The organism is Intestinibacter sp., from assembly GCF_034113885.1.
Classification (GTDB): Bacteria; Bacillota; Clostridia; order Peptostreptococcales; family Peptostreptococcaceae; genus Intestinibacter.
This window is the reverse complement of the sequence record NZ_JAXEWM010000140.1, coordinates 1-8,741: the sequence shown is the minus strand read 5'-3', so window position 1 is coordinate 8,741 and position 8,741 is coordinate 1. Positions and strand designations below refer to the sequence as shown.

The 8,741-nt window shown below is 33.5% G+C and carries 8 protein-coding genes; 1 reads left to right on the top strand and 7 read right to left on the bottom strand.

Going from position 1 to position 8,741, the window contains the following annotated elements:
- Positions 1 to 1,290: MATE family efflux transporter (locus SPD90_RS08695; RefSeq protein ID WP_320924964.1), on the top strand; the 1,290-nt coding region annotated here is incomplete at its 5' end.
- A gap of 164 nt (positions 1,291 to 1,454) precedes the next feature.
- Here SPD90_RS08695 and dprA read toward each other — a convergent pair.
- From dprA to SPD90_RS08660, 7 genes are all read right to left on the bottom strand, one after another.
- Positions 1,455 to 2,387: a DNA-processing protein DprA gene (dprA, locus tag SPD90_RS08690; RefSeq protein ID WP_320626839.1), complete on the bottom strand. Its 933-nt coding sequence runs from the start codon at positions 2,385 to 2,387 to the stop codon at positions 1,455 to 1,457.
- 147 nt (positions 2,388 to 2,534) lie between these two features.
- Positions 2,535 to 2,789, bottom strand: a complete 255-nt coding sequence (locus SPD90_RS08685) for a hypothetical protein (protein WP_320924963.1) — start codon at positions 2,787 to 2,789, stop codon at positions 2,535 to 2,537.
- A gap of 101 nt (positions 2,790 to 2,890) precedes the next feature.
- Positions 2,891 to 4,429 carry a chitobiase/beta-hexosaminidase C-terminal domain-containing protein gene (locus tag SPD90_RS08680; protein ID WP_320924962.1) on the bottom strand — a complete coding sequence of 513 codons (1,539 nt, stop codon included), beginning with the start codon at positions 4,427 to 4,429 and terminating at the stop codon, positions 2,891 to 2,893.
- Between the two features lie 65 nt (positions 4,430 to 4,494).
- Entirely contained in the window at positions 4,495 to 5,835 is a 1,341-nt protein-coding gene (locus tag SPD90_RS08675) for a uracil-xanthine permease family protein (RefSeq protein WP_320924961.1), read from the bottom strand.
- Positions 5,836 to 6,080: 245 nt separating this feature from the next.
- Complete coding sequence (locus SPD90_RS08670) at positions 6,081 to 6,980, bottom strand: phosphate butyryltransferase (protein WP_320924960.1); 900 nt, start codon at positions 6,978 to 6,980, stop codon at positions 6,081 to 6,083.
- A 33-nt stretch (positions 6,981 to 7,013) separates the two neighbouring features.
- On the bottom strand, positions 7,014 to 8,087 hold the full coding sequence (gene buk, locus SPD90_RS08665) for a butyrate kinase (RefSeq protein ID WP_320924959.1): 1,074 nt from the start codon (positions 8,085 to 8,087) through the stop codon (positions 7,014 to 7,016).
- A gap of 19 nt (positions 8,088 to 8,106) precedes the next feature.
- A partial coding sequence (locus SPD90_RS08660) for a thiamine pyrophosphate-dependent enzyme (RefSeq protein WP_320924958.1) occupies positions 8,107 to 8,741 on the bottom strand: 635 nt, incomplete at its 5' end.

The window sequence follows — 8,741 nt, the reverse complement described above, 5'->3', positions numbered from 1 at the left end:
AGATTTGTAATTCCGTCGATAATCACAATGGTATTTTTATCCTTCTACACTACTATAGACGGATTTTTTGTGTCTAGGTTTGTAAATTCAAATGCTTTAGCTGCGATAAATATAGTCATTCCTATAACATGTGTGTTCTTTGGGATCTCTGTGATGCTTGCAAATGGTTCTGGAGCACTTGTTGGGATTAAGCTGGGAGAGAAAAACGAGAAGGAAGCAAATAGTTTCTTCTCATTTGTAACACTTGTTTTACTTGTTATCTCGATAATACTTACGATTTTGTTTTTAGTATTTTTAAAGCCTATACTTATAATGCTGGGATCAACTGAAAAATTACTGCCTTACACTATGACATATGGTTTCGTAACGGTACTTATGATAATTCCTATGATGTTCAAGCTGTATTTTGAATATTACGCGAGAGTCGATGGAAATCCAAAATTGTCGTTGCTTATGTCTACTGTTGGGCTAGGGCTAAACCTTGTATTTGACTATATATTTATAGCTGTATTTAAGCTTGGAATATTAGGAGCTGGGCTAGGGACATTTTCATCTATTGCAATATCAGCACTTATAGGGTTAATCTACTTTATAAGCGACAAATCGCATCTTAAATTTACTAAACCCAAGGTGGATTTTAAGCAACTATTATATTCCTGCTACAACGGTAGCTCAGAGATGTTCACTGAGTTTTCGACTGGAATAACCACACTTTTATTCAACAAAAGCATACTTGTTTTCCATGGAGAAAACGGCGTTGCTGCGATGTCTATTATAACTTATATGTATTACTTTTTCATCGCAGTTTACTTCGGGATAACAGTTGGTATATCTCCTGTTATCAGCTTTAATTTAGGCGCTAAGAATTTAGAAAAGATAAAGGAAAACTTAAAATACAGTTTCATATCATTGGGAATAAGCTCTGTTTTGATTTTCTTAATCTCGATGTTTGGTGGGAAGTATATAATTTTAGGATTTACAGCAAATGTAGATGTTTACAACATCGCATGCTTTGGTGTCAAGCTGTTCTCATTCTGTTTCTTGGCTATAAGCATAAATATCTTCATGTCTGGGTATTTCACAGCGATTGGAAACGGAACTATTTCAGCTATTATATCAATACTTCACACATTGGTATTTGTGTGCATTGCTATAGTTACACTTCCTAGATTTTTAGGAGTCTCTGGGATATGGCTTTCTGTTCCTGTAGCCGAGTTTTTAACTGTGTTTTTCTCTATGGCATTTTATTTTAAAATCGGCAGAAAAATACTTAAACCTATAAAAGAATAAGCTATATAAATAGATAAATCTACTATAAGAAAATCTTTATCCTAAAGATCCATAATGTTGATTTTCTTGAAATGCATGACGGAAATTATATTTATCCACAACTTTAAAGGAATATAATTTCCTATGCATTATAAAAATTTAAAGTAGGTTTATCTATTTTTAAGTTATAATAATTTAAATTCTATCTGTTCTGATTTTTGAGAATAAAAAACACTATCCAGCTTACCGATAAACTGTTCTAAGGTTTCCTGGCTGTAAATAGGCATAATTTTGTCGTTTTCGAGTAGTTTTTTATTGCCTTTGATTGATTTTAAATTCGTATATTTCTGATCATGTCTGTAGCATCCTACAATTTTATTCTGATTAAAGGCGTAATTTACAGTATGAAAGCTACCTCCATTTAAAGTAGTTTCAACTACTATAACCCCTTCACTGAGCGCACTCTGTAGTCTGTCCCTTTCGATAAATTTATACTTGGAGACAATCTGTCCTGGAGGATACTCACTTATCGCACAACCATTATTTTTAATTATCCTATCAAACAGAGCTTTATTATGCTTAGGATATACCATATCTAGTCCACAAGGCATAACCGCAATAGTTCTACCAAAAGCATCTAAACTCCCCAAGTGAGCAAATGTATCGCATCCATCTGCAAGACCACTGACTATAGTATATCCTCTCTGTGATAATGTAAAAGATATATTGTAAGAAACATCAGCTCCATGCAAGCTGGGATTTCTAGTGCCTATAACCGCAATTGACTTATCTGATAGACAATTTGTGTTCCCTTTATAGTATATTATTACTGGATTATCATTTATATTTTTTAATTTTTGGGGGAAATTAGGATCTAATACAGTTGATATCTCAATATTTTCTCTAGTACAAACTTCAATCGTTCTTTTAGCCATTTCATTTGCGTGTATTAAATCACTTTTAGTTATCATTACTTTTAGATTTAATGAGTTTAAGTAATCTATAGTTTCATCAGTTTCTAAACTATTTAACACGCCTTGATTTATTATTTTATTTATCCTCCTTCGTCCTAATCCTTTTATTCCTGTAAGTGTTATTATAAATTCTGCTTTATCCATTTTGTCTCCATTAAATAAATATTTCGTTTCAAATTATATTTATTATTTCTTTAAAACAAAAAACTATGCGAAATTTTATCACATAGTTTTTTTGCAAAAAGAATTGCCAAATTAGCATATTGTAATTTGGCAATTCTCCACATTTATTTATCTAAATTGTCTGTTGTTATTTTTTGAATTAAATTGTTCATTCGATCTTTGATCTGTCATTCGATTGCTTCTTTCGTTATTCATTTGATTATTTCTTTCATTATTCATTTGGTTTTGGTTTGATTGAGAAGTCCATTGGTTGTCAGTTGCAGTTTTGCGGTTATTTCCTGTTTTATCTGTTACATTCATATTTGCATTTCTATTATTTCTGCATCTACAATCTTGGCATTTTTGTGTACCTTTATTGTTCATTTTGTTTCTCCTTTATAATTTATTTACTTATATCTTCTGCAAAAATATCGATATTATATATGCAAATTTATAGAATTTAACGCATAAATTACCTCCTATTACTAATGAGAATAGAAATAATCTATCTCAGATTGCGACACTCCAAAATAACGTAAGTATTCATAATTCGCCATATCAGGCCATTTATTATAAACTCTACCTATCAATTGTTGAGCATTTAATAGCTCACATCTAACTTGTCCAAAAATTACAGTATTATTATCGAGTACTTTAACAGTTGCTTCTCCATCTGGAGTTGTATAATAAACTGTATTTCCTGATTCTCTTCTCGATAGTATTCTTCCATCTGATCCTTCTGATGCCATATATCCACATTTAAGTTCATTTTTAGTAAATTTACAAATACCTATTCCAGATTCTTCATCAAATATTACATATTTTCCTAATATTTTTTGCTCTACACTAGAAGTTTGCTTTATTTTATTTTGATTAAATACATCTATTGCATTCTTTAATTTTGAAGTTTGCTCATCAACTTCTTCTTGTGTAGATGCTTTTTCGCTGTAAATTTTGCTCGCTTCGTCTATGTATTTTTTTAAATTTGATTTTGAACCTGACTTATACTGTCCTGTTTTACTTCCTTCTGTTGAATTATTGTATAAATTCTCGGCTTTATCTATGTAGCTTTTTAATTCGCTTTTATCCACAGGTTTTATTATGCTGTCTTTAAATTGTTTAATTGCATTTTCAATTTCCTTGTTGATATCGTATGCAGCATCGTATTTTATCGATTCACTGTTTACAAATGTTTCTGCCTTATCTAGGATAGATTGAAGCTCTTTTTTATCTTCTTCAGGTATACTTCCTATATCAGTTCCAGTTTTTGTCTCTGAAATTAACTTTTTAGATGCTTCTATATTGTTTTTAATTTCGTCTAGAATACCTTGATCTATCGTGTATTTTAAAGTAACTACCTCTGTAGATTGTCCATCCTTATTGTAGCCAATTATTTTTATAGTTGTCGTATTAGAAATACAGATATTTCCCATATATTTTTGTGAATTTTGATCTGGTGTATATCCATTTATCGTATAATAATAGCTATGACCAATATTCATTCTGTCTTTTGCTAATTTCACGCAGATAGAAGATACATATTTTCCTTCAGAAATATCCATTTTAGCTGGCTTTGGCGATTCGCTTGCTGAATTTAATAGATTTCTTATATTAGTAGATAAATTAGCTTCACCTACCTCCTGCACAAACCTCTCTAAAAAGTCATAAGCAGTCCCACCGTCTATAGTTACTGCTATATCTATTATTTCTAAAAGTAATTCTTCGTTCTTTACGTCTAAATTCTGTGCGTCTTCTAATATTTCTACAGCGCTTTGGAATTCATTTTTGCCTACATACGCCTTAGATTTTTGTATCCTTGGAGCTGTATCCTTTGATTTTACCTTAATGGCCTTGTCAAAAGCTTCTATTGCCTGTTCGTATTGCTTTTGTGTTAAACAAGAATTTCCTTCCTCCATGTACTTGTTGTACAATGTCGGCGCCAATACCATTTTATAGCCTACTGCTAATATCGCCATAATTAATAATATTATTATTCCTATTTTTTTCTTATTAAAATTCCTCACTAATTTTATCCTCCTCGTATACTAAAATATAGGAGCATCGATAATTTTCGGTGCTCCTACTATAATTAATCTGTTATTTTTTCTATTTCCATATTCTTTGGAAGTACTAAGCTTAAAACAATAGATACAACGAATACTACTGCTACACAGTTTGCGCTAAACACGTCTTGAACCATTTTAGGGAATATTCCCCAAATAGCTATTTCACTAGCAGAAGTAAACCCTATACCAACTGCCAAAGATAGTGCTGTAATTATAATATTTCTTTGAGTAAATTCTGCACGTGCAAGCATTTCAATACCACTGACCATAATTGTACCGAACATCATTATTGTACATCCACCTAGTACAGAGTCTGGAATAGAGCTGAAAAATGCACCAATTGGAGGAATAAAACCTGCAAGTATCATGCAAATTGCTCCTGTCATAAGTGTAAATCTATTTACTACCTTTGTCATAGCGATTAGACCGACATTTTGGCTAAATGATGTAACTGGTGGACATCCAAATAAGCCTGTTATAGAGCTGGCAAATCCATCACATGCAAGAGAGCCTGAGATTTCTCTTTCTGTGATTTCTCTATCCAATCCCTTTGCAACTACTGCAGATGTATCACCTATAGTTTCAGCTGCTGAAACCATAAATATAATGCACACAGATACAATTGCATTGATGTTAAACTCTGGTGCTATCGGTAAAATTCTAGGGAATGCTATTATACCGTTAGATAAAATTCCAGATAAATCCACAACGCCTAAGAAAATTGCAACCACATATCCTACTAATAAACCAAATAATACAGATAATTGCTTCCAATATGATTTTGCAAAAATATTAAATAATAAACATGCAGCTAATGTAATTAGTCCAAGCATAAGGTTTTGCGCAGAACCAAAATTTTCTGTATACCCTCCACCAAATGAACGAACACCGACAGTCAATAGAGAATAACCTATAGTTGTAACTACAAGACCAGAAACAACTGGTGTGATAATTCTTCTCCAGTATTTTGCAAATAGACCTATTATCCCCTCAAAAATACCGCCGACAATAACCGCACCTACAACAGTTGGATATCCATATTGCGTACCTATGTAAGATAAAATTGTAACGAATGTAAAGCTTACACCCATAACAATCGGTAATTTTGAACCTACTCTACCAATAGGATATAACTGAATTAATGTTGCAATCCCTGCCATAAACATAGCATTTTGCAATAGCATTGTAATTTGCTCTTGTGCTAAGCCTGAAGCAGCTCCAATTAGCATAATCGGAGTTAAGTTAGCTACGAACATAGCAAGTATGTGCTGTAATCCAAATGGAATCGCTTTAGCCACAGGAACACGTCCGTCTAATTGGTAAATATTACTGATACTAGATACTTTTTCTTTTGTTTTTTCCATAAATTTTTCCTTTTCCTTTTACGATTTTTTACATTTTTATAAATGTACTTTTATCATACTATAATTTTTTTTGTAATACAATTACATAAATCGCTATTTTGGGGATTTTCATATCAGTAAAAATTCTTTACAAAAATTAAAACAGGACGCCCACAAAATTTTGCGAGCGCCCCTAGAAAATTATAGAAAACCAGCCGATTGTATAGAAAGACTAAATCTTAAATAATTTACTAAATACTTCGATTTTATTTTGAAGCAACTAATACACCTAGAGCAATTGAATTTAATTTAGCGATATCGCTATCTGCTCTAGAAGTCAATACTATCGGTGCTTTGGCTCCCATAACTATTCCAGCAGTATCTCCATTTGCGAAAAATACCACTGATTTATAAAGTACGTTTCCTGCTTTTATATCAGGCATCAGTAAAATATCTGCTTTGCCTGCTACAGGATTGTCTATTCCTTTATGTTTAGCTGCTTCTATAGATATGGCATTGTCGAGCGCCAAAGGACCGCCAACTATACAATCTTTAATTTCACCATTTTTACACATGTCTTCGAGTTCTTTTGCCTCAACTGTATCTGGCATTTTAGGATTTACTTTTTCCTTTGCACATATACATGCTACTTTCGGCATTTCTATATCCATTGATTTTGCTACTTCTACAGCATTTTCTATTATTTGTTTTTTTGCATTTAAATCTGGGCTTATATTCATAGCTGGATCAGTTAACAATATCAATCTGTCGTAGCTAGGAATATCTAGGATAGAAACTTGGCTCAATATCTTTCCACATCTAAGCCCAACTTCTTTATTTAAAACTGCCTTTAAAATAATCGATGTGTCCACTAATCCCTTCATGACCATATCCGCCTTATTTGAAGAAACTAGCTCTACTGATTTTAAGCAAGCCTCAGTTAAATCCTTGATATCTATCAATTCATATTTATTTAAATCCACACCTAAATCGTCTGCAATTTCCTTAGTCTTATATATATCCCCAACTAATATTGCATCGACTATACCTAGGCTTCTGGCATTTTCCACAGCTGTCAGCACCTCCTTGTCCTGACAGCACGCCACAGAAATTATTTTTTTATCCTTTGTCTTAGTCAATTCAACTAAGTCCTTTAAATTTTTCATTCTTAAACTCCACCTTTTTGTAAAAATCCAATATTAGCCTTCGTAAATTTTAACCTCCTCATCGCCTTCTACACATCTCATAACTCCAAAGGCAAGTGATTCCATTTCGTTTTCCCCTGGATACACCAAGACCTCACCTAGATGAGATACTCTTTCCTTCAACATATCCACAAGTCTTGTCCAATTTGCAAGACCTCCAGTTAAAACTATACCGTCTACTTTTCCATATAAAACTGTGGATATCCCTCCGATTTCCTTTGCAACCTGGTAAGCTAGTGCCTTAATTATCTTTAGCGCGTATTCGTCACCGTTTTTAATTCTATCATCTATTTCAAGGGCGTTTGTAGTGTTTAAATAAGCTACTATACCGCCTCTTCCGTTGACTTTTCTAATCATTTCTTGTTCTGAATATTTTCCTGAATAGCAAAGTCTTATCAAATCTCCAGTAGGAAGCTGTCCACTTCTCTCCATAGCCATAGGTCCGTCGCCTGCAAGTGCGTTGTTTACATCTATTATTTTTCCCCTTTGATGGGCCGCTACAGAAATTCCTCCGCCCATGTGGACTACGATTAGATTTACATCCTCGTAATTTACATTTTTGTCCACACATGCCTTTCTAGCCATAGCTCTGTGGTTTAGCATTTGGAAGGATTCGTATCTCTCTATTTCTGGTAGTCCTGAGATTTTTGCTTCATCACAAATTTCACTGCATGCAGGTGGATCCACTGTGTATGCCTTCACTCCGTATTGCTTTGCTAATTCGTAGGCGATTTCTCCGCCTATATTGCATGGATGCTCACCGTAAAGCCCTGACCATGCATCGTCGATCATCTTCTGATTTATCTCATATGTTCCCCCTGATACCGGCTTTATAGTTCCTCCACGACTTACAAATGCGAAAAATTCCTCCAATTTCTCCCCTTTTTCTTCCACTTTTTGGATTACTTTTTCTTTTCTATATTCGTACTGATCCTTGTATTTTAAATATTTTTCAACATCGGCTCTAGGGTGTACTATAGATTCCACCCATATCTTTTCATATCCATCGTATACAGATATTTTGGTAGATGTAGAGCCCATATTCATAATCAACATTCTTTTATTCATAAATCCACCTACCTAAACTCTATATAGCTAAACTTCTAATAAGTGCCATTCTAGCATCGACCTCTTGTTGTATTTCTTCAAAATCAGCTTCTGTAAAATGCTTAAATTTACCTGATAACTGTAAAAATTCCTTTACACTTATAGGATTTTTATTTTCTACATTGACTTTTAATTCGCCATTTTCAAATTCAATAAGTGGGAAGAAGTTGCTCTTAACTGCCTTTCTAGCTACTTCTATACTCTTGTCGGAAGAATGAACCCATCCTGTTGGACATGGAGAGAATATATGTAAGTAAGCAAATCCTTTTTTACTTGCTGCAATACCTTTTTCAACCTTTTCCACAAAATCCTTCATATTTGATGGAGATAGAGTAGCCATATACTCTACATTGTTCATAGCCATTATAAGTGGCATATATTTTTTAGGTTGTGTTTTACCTTGAAGCACACTTCCAACTGGAGTTGTACTCGTTCTAGATCCCTTAGTTGTAGTTGAACTTCTTTGGAACCCTGTGTTCATATATCCTTCGTTATCGTAGCAAATATAAAGCATATGCTCTCCACGCTCTGCTGCACCACTCAATGATTGGAATCCACAGTCTGCAGTCGCTCCGTCACCTGCAAATGCGATTATGTTCACATCATCTCTACCTT